Origin of the sequence: Paenibacillus sp. NPDC058071 (assembly GCF_042885235.1) — a bacterium.
In the GTDB taxonomy this organism is placed as follows: domain Bacteria; phylum Bacillota; class Bacilli; order Paenibacillales; family Paenibacillaceae; genus Pristimantibacillus.
Genome location: NZ_JBHVSK010000007.1, coordinates 14,875 through 35,729, shown reverse-complemented (window position 1 = coordinate 35,729; position 20,855 = coordinate 14,875). Strand labels below are relative to the sequence as shown.

19 protein-coding genes and 1 other RNA gene are annotated in these 20,855 nt (G+C 52.3%); all 20 read right to left on the bottom strand.

Features of this window, described 5'->3' with window-relative positions; all coding sequences use genetic code 11:
* Nucleotides 1-147: 147 nt before the first annotated feature.
* The 20 genes from rnpB to yqfD all read right to left on the bottom strand — a co-directional run bounded on the left by rnpB (nt 148) and on the right by yqfD (nt 20,848).
* Nucleotides 148-553: RNase P RNA component class A (gene rnpB, locus ACFVTB_RS13385), an RNA gene on the bottom strand.
* 85 nt (nt 554-638) lie between these two features.
* Nucleotides 639-1,760: a Nif3-like dinuclear metal center hexameric protein gene (locus tag ACFVTB_RS13380; protein ID WP_387749499.1), complete on the bottom strand. Its 1,122-nt coding sequence runs from the start codon at nt 1,758-1,760 to the stop codon at nt 639-641.
* Nucleotides 1,727-2,521, bottom strand: coding sequence for a tRNA (adenine(22)-N(1))-methyltransferase (locus tag ACFVTB_RS13375; protein WP_387749496.1), 795 nt, complete (start codon nt 2,519-2,521; stop codon nt 1,727-1,729). The genes ACFVTB_RS13380 and ACFVTB_RS13375 overlap by 34 nt, the downstream gene beginning before the upstream one ends.
* Before the next feature lies 1 nt (nt 2,522).
* Nucleotides 2,523-3,371 (bottom strand): hypothetical protein, encoded by an 849-nt coding sequence (locus tag ACFVTB_RS13370; RefSeq protein WP_387749493.1) that lies wholly within the window; start codon nt 3,369-3,371, stop codon nt 2,523-2,525.
* A 100-nt stretch (nt 3,372-3,471) separates the two neighbouring features.
* Entirely contained in the window at nt 3,472-4,608 is a 1,137-nt protein-coding gene (rpoD, locus tag ACFVTB_RS13365) for an RNA polymerase sigma factor RpoD (RefSeq protein ID WP_387749490.1), read from the bottom strand.
* An 18-nt stretch (nt 4,609-4,626) separates the two neighbouring features.
* Complete coding sequence (dnaG, locus tag ACFVTB_RS13360; protein ID WP_387749487.1) at nt 4,627-6,480, bottom strand: DNA primase; 1,854 nt, start codon at nt 6,478-6,480, stop codon at nt 4,627-4,629.
* Nucleotides 6,481-6,516: 36 nt separating this feature from the next.
* Complete coding sequence (locus ACFVTB_RS13355; RefSeq protein ID WP_387750176.1) at nt 6,517-6,978, bottom strand: YaiI/YqxD family protein; 462 nt, start codon at nt 6,976-6,978, stop codon at nt 6,517-6,519.
* Nucleotides 6,979-7,133: 155 nt separating this feature from the next.
* Nucleotides 7,134-7,958, bottom strand: coding sequence for a pyruvate, water dikinase regulatory protein (locus tag ACFVTB_RS13350; protein ID WP_387749485.1), 825 nt, complete (start codon nt 7,956-7,958; stop codon nt 7,134-7,136).
* 103 nt (nt 7,959-8,061) lie between these two features.
* Entirely contained in the window at nt 8,062-10,143 is a 2,082-nt protein-coding gene (glyS, locus tag ACFVTB_RS13345) for a glycine--tRNA ligase subunit beta (RefSeq protein ID WP_387749482.1), read from the bottom strand.
* A complete protein-coding gene (gene glyQ / locus ACFVTB_RS13340; protein ID WP_387749479.1) occupies nt 10,136-11,023 on the bottom strand; it encodes a glycine--tRNA ligase subunit alpha in 888 nt (295 codons plus the stop codon). Before glyQ ends, glyS begins: the two co-directional genes overlap by 8 nt.
* Nucleotides 11,024-11,412: 389 nt before the next feature.
* Complete coding sequence (locus tag ACFVTB_RS13335) at nt 11,413-12,969, bottom strand: MDR family MFS transporter (protein WP_387749476.1); 1,557 nt, start codon at nt 12,967-12,969, stop codon at nt 11,413-11,415.
* A gap of 102 nt (nt 12,970-13,071) precedes the next feature.
* A complete protein-coding gene (gene recO / locus ACFVTB_RS13330) occupies nt 13,072-13,818 on the bottom strand; it encodes a DNA repair protein RecO (RefSeq protein WP_387749474.1) in 747 nt (248 codons plus the stop codon).
* A 43-nt stretch (nt 13,819-13,861) separates the two neighbouring features.
* Nucleotides 13,862-14,026: a YqzL family protein gene (locus tag ACFVTB_RS13325; RefSeq protein ID WP_387749471.1), complete on the bottom strand. Its 165-nt coding sequence runs from the start codon at nt 14,024-14,026 to the stop codon at nt 13,862-13,864.
* 108 nt (nt 14,027-14,134) lie between these two features.
* Nucleotides 14,135-15,064, bottom strand: coding sequence for a GTPase Era (gene era, locus ACFVTB_RS13320; protein ID WP_387749468.1), 930 nt, complete (start codon nt 15,062-15,064; stop codon nt 14,135-14,137).
* Between the two features lie 4 nt (nt 15,065-15,068).
* Complete coding sequence (gene cdd, locus ACFVTB_RS13315) at nt 15,069-15,512, bottom strand: cytidine deaminase (protein ID WP_387749465.1); 444 nt, start codon at nt 15,510-15,512, stop codon at nt 15,069-15,071.
* 17 nt (nt 15,513-15,529) lie between these two features.
* Nucleotides 15,530-15,901, bottom strand: a complete 372-nt coding sequence (locus ACFVTB_RS13310; RefSeq protein ID WP_387749462.1) for a diacylglycerol kinase family protein — start codon at nt 15,899-15,901, stop codon at nt 15,530-15,532.
* Nucleotides 15,901-16,398 carry an rRNA maturation RNase YbeY gene (gene ybeY, locus ACFVTB_RS13305; RefSeq protein ID WP_387749459.1) on the bottom strand — a complete coding sequence of 166 codons (498 nt, stop codon included), beginning with the start codon at nt 16,396-16,398 and terminating at the stop codon, nt 15,901-15,903. The genes ACFVTB_RS13310 and ybeY overlap by 1 nt, the downstream gene beginning before the upstream one ends.
* A 2-nt stretch (nt 16,399-16,400) precedes the next feature.
* Nucleotides 16,401-18,659: an HD family phosphohydrolase gene (locus ACFVTB_RS13300; protein ID WP_387749456.1), complete on the bottom strand. Its 2,259-nt coding sequence runs from the start codon at nt 18,657-18,659 to the stop codon at nt 16,401-16,403.
* Nucleotides 18,660-18,676: 17 nt separating this feature from the next.
* A complete protein-coding gene (locus ACFVTB_RS13295) occupies nt 18,677-19,648 on the bottom strand; it encodes a PhoH family protein (protein WP_387749454.1) in 972 nt (323 codons plus the stop codon).
* Between the two features lie 6 nt (nt 19,649-19,654).
* Nucleotides 19,655-20,848 carry a sporulation protein YqfD gene (yqfD, locus tag ACFVTB_RS13290; protein WP_387749451.1) on the bottom strand — a complete coding sequence of 398 codons (1,194 nt, stop codon included), beginning with the start codon at nt 20,846-20,848 and terminating at the stop codon, nt 19,655-19,657.
* Between the last annotated feature and the right edge of the window lie 7 nt (nt 20,849-20,855).

Here is a 20,855-nt window from a genome sequence, read left to right as displayed (position 1 = left end):
CCGGTTAAGCGTCATAGATCGCACACTGCCAATATGGTCATGTATGAATAGCTGGGAGCTTACGCCAGCTGAATGTTATAAAGAAGGAAAAAAGCTTCCGGCCGAAATGGCCGGAAGCTTTATTTTTCATTCGTATTTAGAATCGTTGCGGAAAGTTTGCCTTAAGCCGGGTTCTGTACTTTCGGTGGTGCGAACGGGAACGACCCTCCCACTATGAAAGCGACAATCATCTATCTAGGCCGCCTATTGCTAGACGGCTCCAGCAACCAACCCGAACGCGCCTCAGGCGAAGGCTGCAGCGCGAAGCTGCCGCGTTCTCTCGGTCTTGCTCCAGATGGGGTTTACCAGGCCTGCAGTCACCTGCACGCCTCGTGGTCTCTTACACCACGGTTCCACCCTTGCCTGTGCCGGCGCGAAGCCGGCCATCGGCGGTCCATTTCTGTGGCACTATCCTTCAGCTCGCGCTGACTGGACGTTATCCAGCATCCTGCCTTGCGGAGCCCGGACTTTCCTCTCGCGGCTTAATACCGCCAGCGATTGTCTGTCAAACTTTCCGATGCACGAATAAGTATACAGGGTCTGGCGCGAAAGCTCAACCCTAATTATCGTTCCAGTCGAACCTAAATGCTCCAATTCTTCTAAAGGAATTGAAATACTTCCGTATTTATCGTAGAAGAGACCGCCTTCGTTTCGCTTTTGCGCTCCTGAAGCTCACGGTTCAACCACTCCGCTACGCGGCTCTTCATAATTTTCTCGACGTTATGGCCAGGATCGATAATCGCTAGTCCCGCCGCCAGCGCGTCATGCGCCGTATGGTAATCGATGTCCCCGGTGATAAGCACGTCCGCCCCTGCGAACATCGCATGGCGAATATACCGGCTTCCTGAACCGCCGAGCACGGCCGCCTTCTTGATCGGTGCGGACAAATCGCCTACGACGCGCAACGCAGGCACATCGAATGCATCCTTAACCCGCTCCGCCAGCTCTCCGAGCGTTACCGGTTCTGTCAGCTTGCCCGCTCTTCCGAGTCCGTAAGAACGTCCTTTCAAATCGACGGCATACAAATCGTAGGCCACCTCCTCGTAAGGATGAGCCTTTAGCATCGCTTGCACAACCTTGCGATGCACGCTGTGCGGCACAATCGTTTCGATGCGCACTTCATCAGCCCGCTCAAGCTTGCCTTGTTCCCCTATAAACGGCTTAGTCCCTTCTCCCGGCAGGAATGTCCCCGTTCCTTCGATATTGAAGCTGCAATGGCTGTAATGGCCGATCGCACCAGCTCCGGCTTGGAATAACGCTTGCAGCACTCGTTCGTGATGATCCTTCGGAACAAATACAACCAGCTTGTAAAGCTTATCGGTATGTACATCCTCCAAGCTTTGGCGGTTATCCGCTGCGATGCCGACCATATCAGCCATCCAATCGTTAATGCCTCCGTCTGTGACGTCCAGATTGGTATGCGCAATATAGACCGCGATATCGTTCTTAATCAGCTTCTCATACAGCTTTCCCGCTGGCGTCGTCGTATCCAGCTTGGCAAGCGGACGGTATATAATGGCGTGATGCGCAATAATGAGCTCTGCTCCGCCAGCTATCGCTTCGTCTACAACGGCGTCCGTAACATCAAGCGCAATGAGCGCTTTCGTTATCGGCTTGTTAAGCGTACCTAGCTGCAAGCCGATTTTGTCGTTCTCCACGGCATAATGCTTAGGTGCCAGCTGCTCGATTAATTGGATGACGGTTTGACCGTTGGCAAACAATTCAGCACCTCCTCAATCGCTTCCATTTCCTTACGGAATTGTTCTCTTCGTTCTTCGCTTTGCGGCTGGTCCGACTGGGAAAGCTGCTGCTCGATCCTTGCCAGCTTGCTCAGCTCAGACCGCCATTTTTTCTCGAAAACAGCTTCCGGCTGTTGGCGCAGCAGATACGGTCCCATTCGAACAAGACGGCTGCGTCCCTCTTCCGGTTCCAGTACAAGCGGCAAAAAGGAACTGCTATACAGCTCCGCGTTACGCCGCTCAAGCTCGGCGGCATCGCCCATTTTCAAGGCATGCAGCACCTCGTAAATTTTACCGTCTTCCTCCAAAATCGTCTCGCCTTGCAAAAACCAGTCTCTGCGCAGCAGCCAGCCGCGCACCAAATCTTCGCCTACATTCGGCTGCAGCACCAGTTCTTTGACGCCTTCCAGCTTTCCGGCGGCAAAGCCTGCTTCCAATATGTCGCTCATCAAGCTGCCGCCCATACCCGCAATCGTCACCGTATCGGCTTCGCCAGGCTGCAGTACGGAAAGTCCGTCTCCTCTTCTGACATTAAGCCTGGACGTCATTCCGGCATCGGAAGCCTGTTTGCGCGCCGCTTCATACGGTCCTTCATTCAGTTCGCCGGCAATTGCCGACGATGCGGTTCCCTTTTGCAGCAAATAGACCGGCAGCAGCGCATGATCGGAACCGATATCGGCTACGCGCGAACCCGGTGTAACGCAATCCGCAATTGTTTGCAGACGTTTTGATAATTTCAGCATATTAAGCAACCCACTCTATCCATTTTTTACGGAAGGAGAACAGAACGGCTCCCCCTATAGCGAATTTGACCAACAATTGCAGCTGCAGCAGTATTGGACCTGCTTGATCGACAAACAGCTGAGCATAAAGCTCTGGCATAAACCAGACTAATCCGGCGGCAATGAACAGCACGGCCGACACTTCCTTGGACCAGCGATGTACGAACCAACTGCTCCAGCCGAACAAAATCGACAGAGGCATCCAGTACAGCTGAACTTGGTACCAAGTCGGAGGCGCGATAAACTGCGACATTAACCACGCGTAAACGAGCAAGGCCGCGATCCAACCGCATAAATGCAGGATTGGAATCCGTGCCGCGATCCCGTATACGATCCAGAAAATCGCGCAAAGTCCGAGTAAGCCCGTTTTCCAGCCCCAATCCTCCAAGCCGTGAAGCTGCAGCAAATATAAACCCGACCCGATGAAAAGCAGCATGCCTCCACCGGAAAAGGCAATTCCCGCCGATGCGTTCCGCTTTTTGAACCGCCCGCCAAGCCAAAGCAAAATAGCCGTTCCCGCGACGCAAATCGCAATTTGCAATACCGGATGAAAAGCGTTAAAATAAAGCACAACAAAGGAAATTAAGGTAAATAATCCAAATGTAAGGAGCCAATGCTTGCCGGATGCCCGTTGAATGGCGGCAACCGCTTTGGCGACCGCATAATTGGATTCCCGCTTCGCGCTTTTTTGTTCCCGATCTTGATCCGCATACAAATTAAGCAGAAAATCGCAATATTGGTCAGGCAGCAATCGGCTGCGCCGCCAATATTCGATCTCTCGTACGATGGTCTGTCTACGTTCTTCGTTCATGATCGTGCTTCCTTTCGGAGGGCGATAATTAATGGAAACGCAGTTATTGTGGAAAAAAAGACCTTGCTGCACGCGCAGTAAGGTCATGATTGAATAACGCTTATTCTAAGAAATCTTTCAGACGTTTGCTGCGGCTCGGATGACGAAGCTTGCGGAGCGCTTTCGCCTCGATTTGACGAATACGTTCGCGAGTGACACCGAACACCTTGCCTACTTCTTCAAGCGTTCTCGTACGTCCGTCGTCCAGGCCGAAGCGCAGTCTCAGCACGTTTTCCTCGCGCTCGGTGAGCGTGTCGAGAACGTCCTCGAGCTGTTCCTTCAACAATTCATACGCTGCTGCGTCAGCTGGCGCCAGCGCCTCCTGATCCTCGATAAAGTCACCCAAGTGGGAATCGTCTTCTTCGCCGATCGGCGTTTCGAGCGATACCGGCTCTTGCGCAATCTTCATAATTTCACGGACCTTATCGGTGCTAAGCTCCATCTCGGCTGCGATTTCCTCCGGCGTCGGTTCGCGCCCGAGCTCTTGCAGCAACTGGCGGGATACTCTTATCAGCTTGTTGATGGTTTCCACCATATGAACAGGAATCCGGATCGTCCGAGCCTGATCGGCAATCGCCCGCGTAATCGCTTGACGAATCCACCATGTAGCATACGTACTGAACTTGAAGCCCTTTTGATGGTCAAACTTTTCAACCGCTTTAATAAGACCCATATTGCCCTCCTGAATCAAATCCAGGAATAGCATTCCTCTTCCCACGTAACGCTTGGCAATACTGACAACGAGCCGCAAGTTCGCTTCGGCCAATCTGCGTTTGGCTTCCTCGTCTCCGTTCTCGATTCTTCTCGCCAATTCAATTTCGTCGTCCGCTGATAGGAGCGGAACGCGGCCGATTTCTTTCAAATACATTCTAACCGGGTCGTTAATCTTAATGCCCGGCGGCAATGCCAAATCATCGTCGAAATTGAAATCGTCCTGCTCTCTATCTTGATCTTCTCCCCGGCCTCCGAGCGGATGATCGCGTTCCTCGTCCCTTTCGTTCAGAACCTCAATCCCCAAGTCGTCCAGCTGTTCGAAAAATTCATCGATCTGTTCGGGGTCTTGATCGAAAGGCGAAAGCTTCTCCATAATCTCTTTGTAAGTTAAAGAGGCTCTCTTCTTGCCTTGCTCGATCAATTGATCCTTGACATGATCCAGTTTTTGTTCGGTTTCTAGTTCAGTATGCTGATCATTCGCCATATTCCGACTCCCTCCTCCCTAGAACCGATCGTCGTGTCGACCTTTCAGCTGTCTTTCTAGGGTAATAATCTCACTTAACATTTGCGCAGCAAGCAGATGATCGCCAGCTCGTTCCGCCTGTACCATTTCTTCTTTTTTCCGATCGATTTCCTTAAACCTCGGAACTTTGACGATATCTTCAATATCGGCATCCAATATTTCCGGGTTAAACGGGAAATCTCCGTCCATCATCAAGATAGAGGCGGTCGCTCTCTCCAAGCGTTCGTCTTGAAGAGTCGAGATGAACCGACCGGCATCCGGATCGTAGCCCTGCGCGTAATAAGCATATAAATAAGCAGCAAGCGCTGCGTGATCCTCACTATTGAACGCTTCGCCCAGTCTCTCATGCACCGTTTGCGCCACTTCCCTGTCGCGAATCATGACGTGAAGCAAACGCCTTTCCGCCTTCATATAGGCAGGCAACAGCGCAGGAGGGCCCGATCTGCGGCGATTTTCATTCCTACCATTATTCCACGAAATATCGTTATTATCCCTTCGGGGATTGTTTTTTTGCAGCTCCTGCCGTTTGTTCAGCACATCCTGCTTGAGTGCTTCAAGCGGAACCTCGAACTCCCGGGACAATTCCTGCAAATGGATTTCGCGTTCAATGGCCGAATCCAACTCCGCAACGATTCCGGCGGCTTGCAATAAATAATTTTTGCGCCCTTCTTCTTTTAGCAGTATATGGTTTTTCCGCGAATATATAAGCTTAAATTTTGTAACGGATACCGGCTCGTCAATCGCTTCCCTGAGGAATGCTTCCGGTCCGTACTCGGCAATATATTCGTCCGGATCCTTGCCCTTTGGCAGTATGGACACCATCGTTCGAATGCCCGCGCCTTCCAGCATCGGAATAGCTTTCATCGCAGCTGCTTGTCCGGCGTCGTCGCCGTCATAGCAAACGATAATCTCTTCCACCTGCCTGGCCAAAAGTTTGCAATGATCGTCCGTAAGAGCAGTTCCCATCGTCGCAAGGCCGTTCTTGACGCCGGCGCTCCACGACTTGATCACATCCATATACCCTTCGAACAGCACCGCCTGCTTGCGCTTGCGAATAGCGGGCCGCGCTTGATGCAAATTGTAAAGCGTACGGCTTTTCGTAAATAGCATCGTCTCAGGGGAATTTAAATACTTCGGCTGCCCATCGCCGATGATGCGCCCCGCGAATGCAATCACTTTGCCGTCTTTATCCCAAATGGGAAAAATAATGCGCGAGCGAAAACGGTCGACGTAACCGCTGCCGTCGCTTTTGGCCGATAAAAGGCCGCCCTTCTCCATCAATGCAGGATCGAACTTCCGGTTCTCAAGAAACCGGCTGAGCGTATCCCATTGTTCCGGCGCGAAGCCGATCATATATTGATCGATCAGCTTGTCCCCCAGACCGCGGCTTTTCAGGTAATCCTTCGCCGCTTTGCCGTGCTGGGTATTGTTCAACAAATAATGATAGAACTTAGCGGACAGTTCGTGAGCTTCCACAAGCAGCGAACGCTCCTTGTCGGCAGCCGACGTTCTAACTCCACCCTCCGGCATCCATGTAATCGGTATGCCAGCTTCCTCCGCCATCACGCGAACCGCTTCGGGAAACGAATAGCCTTCGATCTCTTCCATGAAACGAATGACGTTGCCCGTCTTTCCGCAGCCGTAGCAGTGAAAAATCTGCAACTCCGGCGTCACGGTAAAGCTTGGCGTTTTCTCCGAATGGAAAGGACATAGCCCCTTCATATATTTGCCTTGTTTCGAGAGATGAACGTATTTACCAACCGTATCCACAATGTCGTGACGGCGGCGAACCGCGTCAATTACATCCTCCGGTATTTTACCGTTCGTTGTCATCGTTCATCACCTCTAGTAATCCTTAAATAATATTCGCTATATGTCATCTTTCTCCTGCATGTCTAGCAAAACTTTTGTCAACTTTTGTTGAAACCGGTCCCGGTCTGCGTCGCTCATCGGCTTCGGTCCTTTGGAACGGCCTCCGGCGCGCCTTCTTTTGGCGCTTTCGTGACGCCTTTCCATCAAATACTCGATGTTGCCGTTGGTATATTGCTCGCCTCTCGGAGACAATACGACGGCTCCTTTGCCAAGCGCGATGCTGGCCAGACCGAAGTCTTGCGTGATGACAATATCGCCTTTGACGATATGATTGACAATGTACAAATCGACGGATTGGCTGCTCCGGTCCACTTGCACGACTCGGACGCCCTCCACCGGCTCGATCCGGTGATCGTAGGACGATACCATGACGACCGGCACCCCGCCGGACTTTGCGACTTTCACAATCTCGGCCTTGACGGGACAAGCGTCTCCGTCAACCACAATCGATGAAGATATAGCGCGAATCTCACATCACCGCTCATTCTTTTCACAACGTCCACGTTCCTCGTGAACTCTTGTGCCTGGTTCCGTATATTATATACGGCATGCGATTAAAAAATCCTTCCGCGGCGCCCGTATTGGTATTGATTGGTCGCTCGAGCGAACGTCAATCACAATTCCGGCCGCACGGACCGTACATGTTCCATAATGAGACTGGCGGTTTCCTCCACCGCCCGATAAGAGACGTCGTAGACCACGCAACCAAGCCGCTTCATGATCGATTCGGCGTACTGCAGCTCCTGTTCAATTCGGTCAGTTGCGGCATATAGCGCGCTGTCCGGCAAGCCCAGCGCTTTCAGCCGTTCCTTACGAATGATGTTCAAATAAGGAACTCCAATGGTCAAACCGATAATTTTATGCTTCGGCAGCGTGAACAGCTCTTGCGGCGGCTTGATTTCCGGTACGAGCGGAATATTTGCCACCTTGTATTTTTGATGAGCAAGATACATCGATAACGGCGTTTTGGACGTGCGTGAGACGCCGACCAGCACGATATCCGCTTTCAGTACACCGGACGGATCCTTCGCGTCGTCATAGCGGACAGCAAACTCGACTGCATCGACTTTTTTGAAATAATCCTCGTCCAGCACATGATTCAGCCCCGGCTCCTGCCGGGACTGCCTGCCCGTCCGCTGCTCGAGGCTTTCGATCAACGGACCGAGCAAATCAATCGCCACCACGTCCTCCTCGGCGGCGAGGCGCTTCATCGCTTCCCGCAAATGAGGAATAACTAGCGTATACATAACGATTGCCCCGCATTGCTTGGCATGCAGTACGAACCGTTCAAGCGTTCCTTCGTCGGTGACGAAAGGAGCGCGTCTAATTTCCGCTTGCACCGGGTGAAACTGAGCGACCGCCGCTCTGACGACAAGTTCGCCCGTATCTCCCGCCGCGTCGGATACGACATAAATGATGACTTCCGCCGGTTTGTTCACTGCCAATCAACCTCCGTTTCATATCCCTCATTCAGACTGACGAAGTTGAGCAATGCCGCCGCCGCAAACTGCCGCGGCACGGCAAAAGGCTGTGTAGGTCTTCCTACCAAACCAGCTTCGAGAAATCAGCTACGAGCGCGATGTCATCGGCAATCGCGGCCAACGTTGCCAGACGGTTGATCCGCACGTCGTCCTCTTTCGCCATAACCATCACCGCATCGAAATAGCCGTTAACCGCCTGCTTCAGCGATGAAAGCTGCGCGACAGCCGCCGCGATATCGCCGTCTGCGATCGATTTGGCAATAGCCGGATGAGCCTGCTGCCATTCCGCATAGAGCTTGCTTTCCGCTTCAACCGCGAACAATTCCGGATTCACGCTGCGGCTCTCCGCCTTGGCAGCCAGATTCGATACCCGGTTGAACGCATCAACCGTCAGCTTGAATTCGTTCCGTTCTTCGCCCGCTGCAAGCGATTGGATAACTGCCGCCCGCTCTACCGTTAAGCCAAGATCATCGTAACCAGTTACCATAACAGCATCGACTACGTCGTAACGAATCGCCTGCTCGGACAAGACGTTTTTCACGCGCAGTCCGAAGAAGTCATTCATTTCTTGGCGTACTTCATCGACGTTCCGCTTCATGCCGCGCTGCTGATGAACAGCCAGCGCCGCTTCGAACAGCTGGCTCAGCTTCAAGCCGAGCGACTGCGCAAGCACAATCTGTACAATGCCCGACGCTTGGCGACGCAGAGCGTAAGGATCTTGCGAGCCTGTCGGAATAATGCCGATCGAGAAGCAGCCGGCAATCGTATCAATTTTATCTGCCAAGCTGACGATTGCGCCTGTGAGCGTCGATGGCGCACGATCGCCGGCAAAGCGAGGCTGATAGTGCTCGTTGATCGCTTTGGCGACAACCGCGCTTTCTCCCGCTTTATTGGCGTAATCCTCGCCCATGATGCCTTGAAGCTCAGGAAACTCGTAAACCATTTGCGTAACGAGGTCGAACTTGCAAATATCGGCCGCCCGGCTGACAGACGTCGCCGTGTCGGCATCGACATTCAGAATGGAAGCGATGCGATCGGCGATTGCGCGGATACGTCCTACTTTGTCCGCCACCGTTCCAAGCTCTTCATGATAGACAATGGTCTCAAGCTTGGCCAATGCGTCGGCAATCGCCAGTTTTTGATCTTCTTCGTAGAAAAACTTCGCGTCGGACAAACGGGCGCGAAGCACCTTCTCATTGCCCCTCGCCACTTGCTCGATCGAAGTCCGGTCGCCATTGCGAACCGTTACGAAGAACGGCTGCAGTTGGCCTTCGCCATTCAATACAGGGAAGTAACGCTGATGCTCGCGCATCGACGTAATCAGCACTTCCTGCGGAATGTTCAGGAACGCCGGATCGAACTTGCCGAACAGTACGCTCGGATATTCGACAAGGAACAGCACCTCTTCAAGCAAATCTTCTTTCACTGCAATCTCCCAGCTCTGCTCTTTCGCAAGCTGTTCGATTTGGGAAAGAATAACCTGCTCCCGCTCCGCCACGTCCACAATAACATGCTGCTCGCGCAGACGTTCCTTGTAGTCGGCCGGCTTGGCAATAACCGTCTCTTCACCCAGAAACCGGTGGCCGCGCGATACACGGCCGCTGTTGACGCCCGTCAGTTCAAGCGGAACGATTTCGTCGCCGAACAAGGAAACCAACCATTTGATCGGACGCACGAACTTCAGCTCATAGCTGCCCCAACGCATATTTTTAGGGAACGACATCGATGTGATAATGTGCGTTAGCCCTTCCGGCAATACGTCGGCGGTTTGGCCTCCGACGCTGCTTTTATTGACATATACGTATTCGACGCCGGCAAGTTCCTGAAAGAAGAATTGCTCCGGCTCCGCGCCCTGACTGCGCGCAAAGCCAAGCGCAGCCTTGCTCCAGTTGCCTTGGTCGTCAAGCGCGATTTTGCGCGACGGTCCTTTCACCTGCTCGTTGACATCCGCTTGCTTCTCCTCAACGCTGTGGATCAGCAGCGACAGCCTGCGCGGAGTGGCGAACACTTCCACTTCACCGTGATGAATGCGCGAGTCGACAAGCCATTTCACCGTTTTTTCTTGCAGCTGGTTCATTGCGCCGCGCACAAAGCGGGCAGGCACTTCCTCCAGGCCGATCTCCAGCAATAAATCTTTAGCCATGCTGCTCCACTCCCTTCTTCAGCATCGGGAAGCCGAGACGTTCCCGCTCCTCCAAGTAAGTAGCCGCGCATGCGCGGGCCAAATTGCGGACGCGCATAATGTATCCGGTGCGCTCCGTGACGCTTATCGCGCCTCTCGCATCCAGCAAATTGAAGGTGTGAGAGCATTTCAGCACGTAATCGTAAGCAGGGAATACGAGTTTATGCTCCATCGTCTTTTTTGCTTCTTCTTCGTACATATTGAACAACTGGAACAGCATCGACGAATCCGACGTCTCGAACGTATATTTGGAATGCTCGAATTCAGGCTGCAGGAATACGTCGCCGTAAGTAACGCCGTCTACCCACTCCAGATCAAATACATTTTCCTTGTCTTGAATGTAGGAAGCGAGACGTTCCATCCCGTACGTAATTTCTACTGCTACCGGATTGGCGTCAATGCCGCCGACTTGCTGGAAATACGTAAATTGCGTAATTTCCATGCCGTTCAGCCAAACTTCCCAGCCAAGACCCCAAGCGCCCAGTGTAGGCGATTCCCAGTTGTCCTCAACAAAACGGATGTCATGATGCTTTGCGTCGATACCGAGACGTTTCAAGCTCTCCAGATACAGCTCTTGAATATTATCCGGCGACGGCTTCAAAATGACTTGGAATTGATGATGCTGGTACAGACGGTTCGGGTTTTCCCCGTAACGTCCGTCAGCCGGACGTCTGGAAGGCTCGACGTAAGCGACGTTCCACGGCTCCGGTCCGATCGAACGAAGGAAAGTCATCGGATTCATTGTACCCGCGCCCTTCTCAACGTCGTAAGGCTGTACAAGAATACAGTTCTGCTCAGCCCAAAATTGCTGCAGCGTCAAAATCATGTTTTGAAAATTCATAACTGCTCTCGCTCCTTCATCGTAATCGTGCAGCAGAGGAAGAGACGCCAAAAAAACTCTCGTCCCTACGTCTGCTGCCAGACGTAGGGACGAGAGTCATTGCTCCCGCGGTTCCACCCTACTTGGCTTCCTCTCCATGCTAATTGCTTGGCCGGTATCGGAAACCCTCTTTGTTCGTTATGACTCCGGAGTGCCTGTTCACGCTATGCTCCTGTCCGGGCTCGCACTATCCCCGAATCGCTATTGCAGGCTGCAACCGCTACTTTCTCCATCATAGTCCTTTATTCATATTCACATATATTAAACATTTTTAATGTAAAAGTCAAACGAAAGTTTCGAGTTTGAAACACGCTCGTTTGACGAACGGAGGATTTAACCGCTGCAGCTCTTTAATGACTGTGCGCCTCCGACTGACGAGACTCTCCGCCATCCGAGGAATTCGGCTTTTTGCCCATGAGCTCCCTCATCGAGGAACGACCCATCAGCAAGACGGCAGCAAGCGCTAGAACGGCAGGTACCAACGACCATAGAAAGGTCGTCGAGATGGAATGCGATAGCGTGTTAACGATCTTATCCATCACTTCCTGAGGAATGTTTGCTCTTGTCTCCGGTGCGAGCAGTTGGCGGGCATTGTCAGTTTGCGGCGCTCCCCCGGAGGAACCGAATGCCTCCTTCATCCCGTCAGCGAAGCTGTTTCGCTGAATAATGCCGAAAATAGTAATCCCCACAGTCATACCAAGCGAACGGATGAACGACATCGTCGAGTTTGCCGAGCCCCGCTGGCGAATATCGAAGCTGTGGATGGTGGACATACCTAGAACAGAGAACGAGAAGCCGATGCCGAATCCGGTGATGAACATGTAGATGGACAAAAGCCATTTCGTCGTCTCCGGCGTAATCGTCGACAACAGCGCAATGCCGCCGATAAAGATGACTGCCGAAATGAGCATAACGTTTCGATACGGCATTTTGCTTGCCATAAAACCGCCCGCCTGAGCGGCGAAGACGGAGCCTAGCGTCATCGGGAGCAGCATGAGGCCGGAACTGGTCGCTGTGCCTCCATATACGCCTTGTACAAAAATCGGAATATAAAGCGCAGCTGTAATAAAGGCCGCTCCATAGAACAAGGCAGCGCCCGTACCGGCCGCAAACAACCTTTTGCGGAACATGTTAAAGGCGATAATCGGCTCTGCAACCCTCGTTTCAATCCAAAGGAACAATACGAACAGCACGGCGAAGCCTCCGAACAGCCCCAAGATTTGCGCCGAATCCCAAGCGTATTCGTTGCCCCCAAGCTCCAAAGCGAACATTAAGCAGACGATTGCGCCAACGAGCGTTGCCGCCCCCCACCAATCGATACGCTGCTTGGAGTGCGCCACCGACTCGCGATAGAACAGCAGAATGAACAGCAGCGAAACAATGCCGATCGGCACGTTAATATAAAAGATCCAACGCCAATGAATATGATCGGTGAAATAGGCGCCGACAAGCGGACCAAACAAGCTGGACGTACCGAATACTGCGCCGAACAATCCGCCGATTTTCCCCCGTTTCTCCGCCGGAAAAATATCGAATACGATCGTAAACGCGATCGGCAGCATTGCGCCGCCGCCTATCCCTTGAATGGCGCGGTAAATACTTAGCTGAGTAATCGTCTCCGCCGTGCCGCACAGGATGGAACCCAGCAGAAACATCGCGATACCGAAGACGAAAAACCGCTTCCTGCCATACATGTCGGACAGCTTGCCGAATATCGGCATGCCGGCCATCTCCGTCACCAGATAAGCGGACGTGACCCAGACGAATTTGTCCAGCCCACCCAAATCACTTACGATTGTCGCCATCGCCGTCGAAACGATTGTATTGTCTATGGACGCGACAAAAATGCCTAACAGTAGCCCTGCGACGACAAAGCCGATTCGGCTTTGCTTTGCTTGTGCGGACATTAGGTTTCCTCCTTGTTTCCTCTCTATAATAACCAACATGGATAATCATACTCGAACGCAAAGACAGCGTACTCAGTCTTGAGACCGAGCACGCCGTCTTTTTTACAAGGAATATTTGTCCAGCTGGTCGAGAAAGGCTCTCGACTTCAAAGGTATGCCGAGCTGCGCGTCCATCAGCTTGCGCATGGCCTCTTTCAGCTCGCGTTTCGTTTCCGGCCTCACTTGAATTTCCCCAAGTCTGCGCAGATCCATTCGCCGAAACAGACGCAGCAGCTTGAACGCCCCGTCGCCGAGCTGGTACGCATGCGCGTCCGAAGCGGCGCATCGACGACATACAGCTCCTCCTGCTATCGGGTTGAACCGAAAAGTTCCTTCTTCGCCGCCGCAATGAATGCAAACATCCAGCTCTGGCGCATAGCCAGAAGCTTCCAAGACGCGCATCTCGTAAAGATGCGAAATAATTTGCGCGTCCTTGCCTTCGGATAGACCGGCCAAGCATGCTTTCAGCTGCTCAAATAGAAAAGAGCCGGATTCGTCATCCTGAAGCGCCCTGTCCGTCAGCTCCGCCGCATAGGAGGCGTAGGCGGCGAGGTCGAGCTGCTCCCTCAGCTTATGATGGGACTCGTATATTTCCCCATGATTGAGCGTTCCGAGCCCGCTGTTGCGAAAAAAAGTAAATTCTCCGTATGTAAACGGCTGCGCGAGCGAGGCGTGCTTGCTCCTCACCTTTTTCGCGCCCCGTATCAGCACGCCGGCCTTTCCGTTCGTTGCAGTCAGGAGCGTGATGATCTTATTGGCTTCCCCGTAATCCATACTTCGAATGACGATGCCTTCTACGCGATAAAGCATTTTTCTCCCCCATGCTTGAACCGCCAAGCCAGTCCGGCTTTGGCTATTGCGAGGACGACGGCGGCGAAAGCTCGAGCGCGGCCTCCTCCTCGTCATCCAACCGCTCGCCCGACTGCTCACCGGCGCCAAGCTGATCCATTTCCTTGTAGAGCATGTATGACTCCACATCACCGGTCAATGTAAAATACTTCCACGAAAAATTTCGCATTCGTATTCATCCCTTTCCGCCTCGGAAATGAAGCTCCAGACGGTAATAGGATGCGAATTTCGAACGAATGCTATCCTTGTTAAAAAACGTCAAGCGGCATTAAGCGGATCAATCGTTGCGGAAGCCGAAATCTTTCAATACGCGCTCCTGGTTGCGCCAATCTTTCTTGACCTTCACCCAAAGCTCAAGATAGGTGCGGGAGCCGAGCAGCGCTTCGATATCCCGGCGTGCAAGCTTGCCTACTTCTTTTAGCAATGCCCCTTTTTTGCCGATGATGATCCCTTTCTGCGAATCGCGCTCCACGTAGATGACAGCGCCGATATAAACGACGCCGTTTTCCTGCACGCGCATATCCTCGATTCCGACCGCTATCGAATGCGGTATTTCCTCACGCGTCATATGCAATATCTTCTCGCGAACGAGCTCGGCCACGACGAACTGCTCCGGATGGTCCGTAATTTGATCCGCGGGGTAGTATTGAGGCCCTTCTGGCAAATATTTATCGAGCTGTGCAAGCAGCGTCTCCACGTTGTTGCCCTGCAGCGCCGATATCGGGATGATCTCGGCAAAGTCGTACAAATCCTTGTACTGCACAATGATCGGCAGAAGCTCTTCCGGCTGGACCTTGTCGATTTTGTTCATAACGAGAAACACAGGTGTTTTTACTTTTTTCAGCTGCTCGATAATATAGCGGTCGCCGCCGCCGATGCCTTCCGATACGTCTACAAGGAACAACGCCGCTTCAACTTCCCTAAGCGCGCTTTCCGCCGTTTTCATCATGTAGTCGCCAAGCTTGGACGTCGGCTTGTGAATGCCTGGCGTATCGAGAAACACAATTTGCGAATGGTCGGTCGTATAGACGCCGTGGATTTTATTGCGCGTCGTCTGCGGCTTATCCGACATAATGGCAATTTTTTGCCCGATTAAATGGTTCATCAACGTTGATTTCCCTACATTTGGTCTTCCGATAATAGCGACGAAACCAGAGCGAAACGGTTTGCCGTCTCCGGTTCGATTGCCAAGCTGTTTTTGATTCATATGGCTATTTGCGAGCCCCTTTCTCTAATGAAGACGGCGTAAAAGCGCCCGGAAGCAGCTCCTTCACCGTCATAATCGTCCATTCTCCGCGCAGATTGCCCATCACGACGGGCATATCCGGTGCGCATAATTCTACCATAACTTGACGACATACGCCGCATGGAGCAATCGGACCGTCGGTGTCGCCCATGACTCCGATCGCCAAAAACTGGCCAGGGCGCTTGCCGTCCGCAACAGCGCGAAACAACGCTGTTCGTTCCGCGCAATTGCACGGACCGTAAGCGGCATTCTCGACGTTGCAGCCTGCGTGGACATGGCCTTCGTCGTCCAGCAGCGCCGCCCCGACTTGGAAATTGGAGTAAGGGACATACGCTTTATTCATTGCTTCCCTTGCCTCGTTCAGCAAGTTTGAATAGTCGTCAGACAATCCTTCGAATACAAGCGTCATCACAAATGCTCCTTCCTCTATCGCATTGCCGCAGTAATTATATGCCATAAGGGCGGCCCAAGAATGAGCAGCCCGATCACAATCGCGACTATGGCGGCCAGAAGCACCGCTCCGGCCGCCGTATCTTTCGCCAGCTTCGCGAGCGGATGGATATCCGGACTCGCCAGATCGACCGTTCTTTCAATCGCGGTATTGACCAGTTCAAGACTAATGACTAGTGCGATTACGAGCAGCAGTACCGCCCATTCGATTCGCGTAAGCGGCAGAAACGCCGACACCGCGATAACGACAGCGGCGGCGACTAGATGAACCTTCATATGAAGCTGCGAACGAATCGCCTGCATCATGCCGGACCAAGCTAGCGCTGCGCTTCTCATAAATCGCGCCATTAGCGTGACAAGCCCGCTTTCTGCAGCACCGCTTCTTGTTTGGCTGTCATTTCCGCTTCACCCGGCTCGTCCTCATGATCGTAGCCCAGCAAATGAAGAAAGCCGTGAACGAACAGGAAGCCGATTTCGCGTTCCAGCGAATGACCGTAATCCTCGCTCTGTTCCTTCGCCTTTTCCACCGAAATGACAATATCGCCGAGCATGCCCGATATCGGATCGGCTTCTTCTTCGCTGTCCACCTCGAAAATGATGTCCAGTTCCTCCGTACCCTCGTCCAGCATCGCAAAGCTGAGGACGTCGGTCGGCCGGTCGATATTGCGATAATCGCGGTTCAATTGATGGATTTGCTCATTGTCAGTAAACGTCAGCGTAACTTCGCCGTCCGTCAATCCTTCGGCTTCCCCCGCCAATTGGAGCAGCTGCTCCAATCTGGCAATCCACTCCTCGGGTATATCAAGCTTGTCCTGTTCGTTGCTCCAATCGAGTTGCAAACTCATCTTTAACGCTCCTTCGGTTTGGCGTCTTCCGGATATTCAATACGGGAATGGAAAATGCCGATGACGCTCTCCTTCAAAGAATGAGCGATTTTGTCCAGCTCCTTCATCGTCAGATCGCATTCGTTATATTGATTATCGTCTACACGGCTTTTAATAATTTTTTGAATCATCGCTTCCACTTGCTCGACGGTCGGATTCCGCAAGCTGCGAACAGCCGCTTCTATGCAATCGGCCAGACCGACGACGGCCGCTTCTTTCGACTGCGCTTTCGGCCCCGGATAACGGAAGTCATCTTCGGTGAACACAGGCTCGATTCCCTGCTCCTCCGCTTGCTTTCTTGCCTTGTGATAGAAAAACTTGAGCGAGGTCGTGCCATGATGCTGCTCGGCAATATCGCGAATCGGCTTCGGAATGTTATGTGCCTTCAGCATGTCCACTCCATCCCGAGCGTGCGCCACGATAATTGACTTGCTCAGTTTCGGATCGATTGTATCATGCGGGTTTTCCATATTGGTCTGGTTCTCGATAAAATAATTCGGCCTTTTGGTCTTCCCGATATCATGATAGTAAGAACCGACCCGGCATAGCAAACCGTCCGCGCCTATCGCTTCGGCGGCAGCCTCCGACAAATTGCCGACCATAACGCTGTGGTGATACGTGCCTGGCGTCTCTGTCAATAGCTTGCGCAGCAGCGGGTGATTCGGATTCGACAGCTCGACCAGCTTGAGCGCCGACAAAATGCCGAACGTAATTTCGAAAAACGGCATGAGACCGATGACCAGAATGGCAGTCAGCAAACCGCTTGCAAATGAAAATCCAAGCGAGTAAATGAGCTGCAGCCGGTCGATTTGCTCCGATAGCAGCTTGATCGCTAGAACGGAGATAGAACCGAACAAGCTAACCATAATGCCTGCCTTCAAAATCGTCGAGCGCTGGCTGGCCCGATGAATCGAGAAAATCGCGGCAATCGAAACGACGATGATCACAAATCCAAATTTGAAATCGAATAACTGCGATTGCTGGGTATTCAGAATAATGCTGCCGACGATAGAGAATAGAATCGAGCTGACAAGAGCGAGATGCACGTCAAGCAGCAACGTAATAAGCATCGTGCCAAGTGCAGCCGGCGCCAAAAACCCGACATAAGAAGCCGAATCCGTCTGTGTCAGCGAAATAATTTGCATCGTCAGGATATTGATTAAATAAATGAGCCACAGCATAAGCAGCTGTGAATTGTTATACGTTGGCTTCAAGCCGTCTTTGCCGCCGGACTGATGCAAATAGGCGTATATGCCTAAAATGAACATAAGTGAAATGAGCAGCAGTCCGAGCTGCGGCCAATAATTCCGCTTGTCATGCAGCAGCGACGAGTCCTTAAGCAGTTCATACACTTCCGGTGTTATGGTCTGGCCCCGTTTGACGATAACGTCGCCTTCTTTGATGACAACCGGTGCCGTATTTTTCTTCGCTTGAATTTTCGCCTCGTCGGTCATCTCTTTGTCTAGGAAGCGGTTCGGCATAATCGCGAATCTCGCCAGCTCCTGTACAATTTCGCGGCTTGTCCGGCCTGACAGCTTGCTCGCATTGACATGCTCAGCCACGCGAGTCCGAGCCGTCTCCGCTTCGCGAAGCTGCTCGCTCATCAGCTTCCGCACGATGTCCACGCCAACGGTCCGCATTTCCGACAGTTCCTCAGTTGTCAGCTGAGGGATTTTGTAGAAGGTTTCCTCAGGAATCGTATATTGCTGCTCCTTAATAACGGAGGCCATCTCTTCCAGCAACGTGTTATTGTAGGTTCCGCTGCTCGAATTCTTCTTTACGAAATTATCGACGAACTCCCCATATCGAAGCGGAATTTCATATCGGTAAATGTCAATTTTATTTTGGCTGCTCACTTGGTCATCTTGATTGAGCTGCTCAATGCGTACAAAAATTTGGTCAATCAGTTGATCATTACGCAGCGCAACGTTCGAGTAGCTCGGATCAACGCGATTGGCCGCTTCCTCTTGCGCCTGCAGCGTAGCTTTATTGTCCGCAATCTGATGCTGCGCAACAATATCTTTCTCGCTTGGCGAGCCTTCTTGAATATTATATGTCTCCGGCACCAGATGCGGCGCCAGGCTAAAATAAAACAGCGCTACAAACAAAAACAAGAGCACGAAGCGGACCCCCGCGCTCTGTTTCCACCCTGCAAGCTTTGGCGCCTGCAAGTTCCCCTGTTTACCGACCTGATTCTGATTTTGACTCCGGTTCTGGTTCATGGAGCGGACATTCCTCTCTATGCTTTGTTTTCAGCCTCCAGATTGTAAGCGACTATAATTTTCTGTACCAAGGAATGACGAACGACATCCTGCTCTGAGAAATAAATAAAGCCGATTTCTTCAATATCGCGCAAAATGCGTTGCGATTCAATTAATCCTGAATTTTTGCCCCGAGGCAAATCGATTTGCGTAACGTCGCCGGTAATGACCATTTTGGAGCCGAAGCCGAGACGCGTCAAAAACATCTTCATCTGTTCGGGCGTCGTATTTTGCGCTTCATCCAATATGATAAAAGAATCATCCAGCGTCCGTCCGCGCATATAAGCGAGTGGCGCAATTTCGATCGTGCCGCGTTCGAATGCCTTGGCTGTTTGATCCGGGCCGAGCACGTCATGCAGCGCATCGTATAAAGGACGTAAATAAGGGTCTACCTTTTCTTGCAAATCTCCCGGCAAAAAACCGAGATTTTCGCCGGCTTCGACGGCCGGACGGGTTAATAGAATTCGTTTCACAGACCCTTCCTTCAGCGCGGCAACGGCCAATACAACGGCCAAATACGTTTTACCCGTTCCCGCAGGGCCTATGCCAAACACAACATCCTGCTTCTTGATCGTTTTCACATAATGGCGCTGGCCGATCGTTTTCACTCGGATCGGTTTGCCTCGGAAAGTTGTCGTAATTTCCGCTTTAAACAGGTCCAGCAGTTCTTCCGCCTGCATCGTCCGAGCCAAGTCGAGCGCATAGACGATATCTCGTTCGGAAGGCGTATATCCGCCTCTAAATAATTTGAGCAATACGTCGTACAGCTGCTCCAGCGAGTCTACCTCGCTCTTGTCGCCGGCGATGACAATTTCTGCGTCGCGAGACGTGATGGAAGCCTCCATCTGCTGCTCCACAAGTTTCAGATATTTATCCTGGGGACCGAACACGGCCAGTCCCTCCGCTGCATTCAGGAGCGGAATTTTGACTACTCTCGTCTCATTCTGCAAACAACCTCATTCTCCTTGCATGTGGACTAAGGGCATTTCCTCGATAATCGATTGCTCTACTTCAAAACTAACTTTCATATAAACTTTACCATTGTCCGTCTTTTCATGCAAAACAATTTCGTCCCGAATGACCGCATCAGCGCCAGCTTTCACTAAAATTTCCGATTTTGCTTGCAGTAAACCGATACTTCTCGCTTCTTCGACAGTAATCGACCTTTCGTCCATCCGAACGTCCATAATCGTTTTCTTGAGTCGCCCGAACGGCAGCTTCCATTGCCGCCAAGCGGCCTGCTCTTCGTGGACAACCGTTTCGAATGTTTCGAACGGATTTTTCCCGAAGCCGCTGACTTGCAGCGCTCTGCCGCCGATCATGGCGTACCATTTCGTTTTTTTATCGCCGGTATACACCTTTACCTGCTGCGTAAGCGGCACCGCGATCTCGTAATCATGCCAAACCAGCCCTCGCACCGATCCTTTGGCCACAACGGTTTGCATATAGACACCGCCGCCGATCGTGCCGGAGATAAGCGTTTGGCCTTTCCTTACCTTCATATTTTTTTTGACGACAGCCCGCCCTTTCTCGGCGTAAATTTCCGTAACGACCGCATCGCTCTTCGCAATCAAATGCCGCGGGTTTTCCAGCTCGGCCCGCTCGGGTGTCGTCGCCTCAACGATCTGAATGACGACCCTCGTCCCTTTCTTCTCCACGCCGATCCACGAAGCGTCTGGCAGGCGCTGCAGCAGCTTTTTCGAGAGTACCTCGACCGGTTGCAGCCGAAACTTCCACTGCATCGGAAATAGCCCTTCCTGTTTGGCTGCGGCATATATCCGTTCATCCGTCATTTTCACATTGCCTTTTACTTCAACCGACCAGACGAGCGAAGAAAGCAAGTAAATTCCTGCGATAAACAGCAAGATGCCGGCCACGAACAGCTTCCGCTTCGACAATCTGACCAACCAGAACGGCAAACCTCTCCGGCTCGCTACATGTACCCGGCAGCCTGTCTCTTTTAAATACGGACGAAGGCGGAAAAAGTCGTCAACCGACAGTTCAAATTGCATCAGCCCGCTGCTTGTCCAGCGGATCGAAGAAAGCTGCAGCCCTCCCGCAAGCGCTCCGTTGACCAGCTTTTCCGGCTGTCCTCCCCGTACTTGCACCGTTACATTGCCGCGTATCCATTGGTACCATTGCCCGTCCATTCGCACC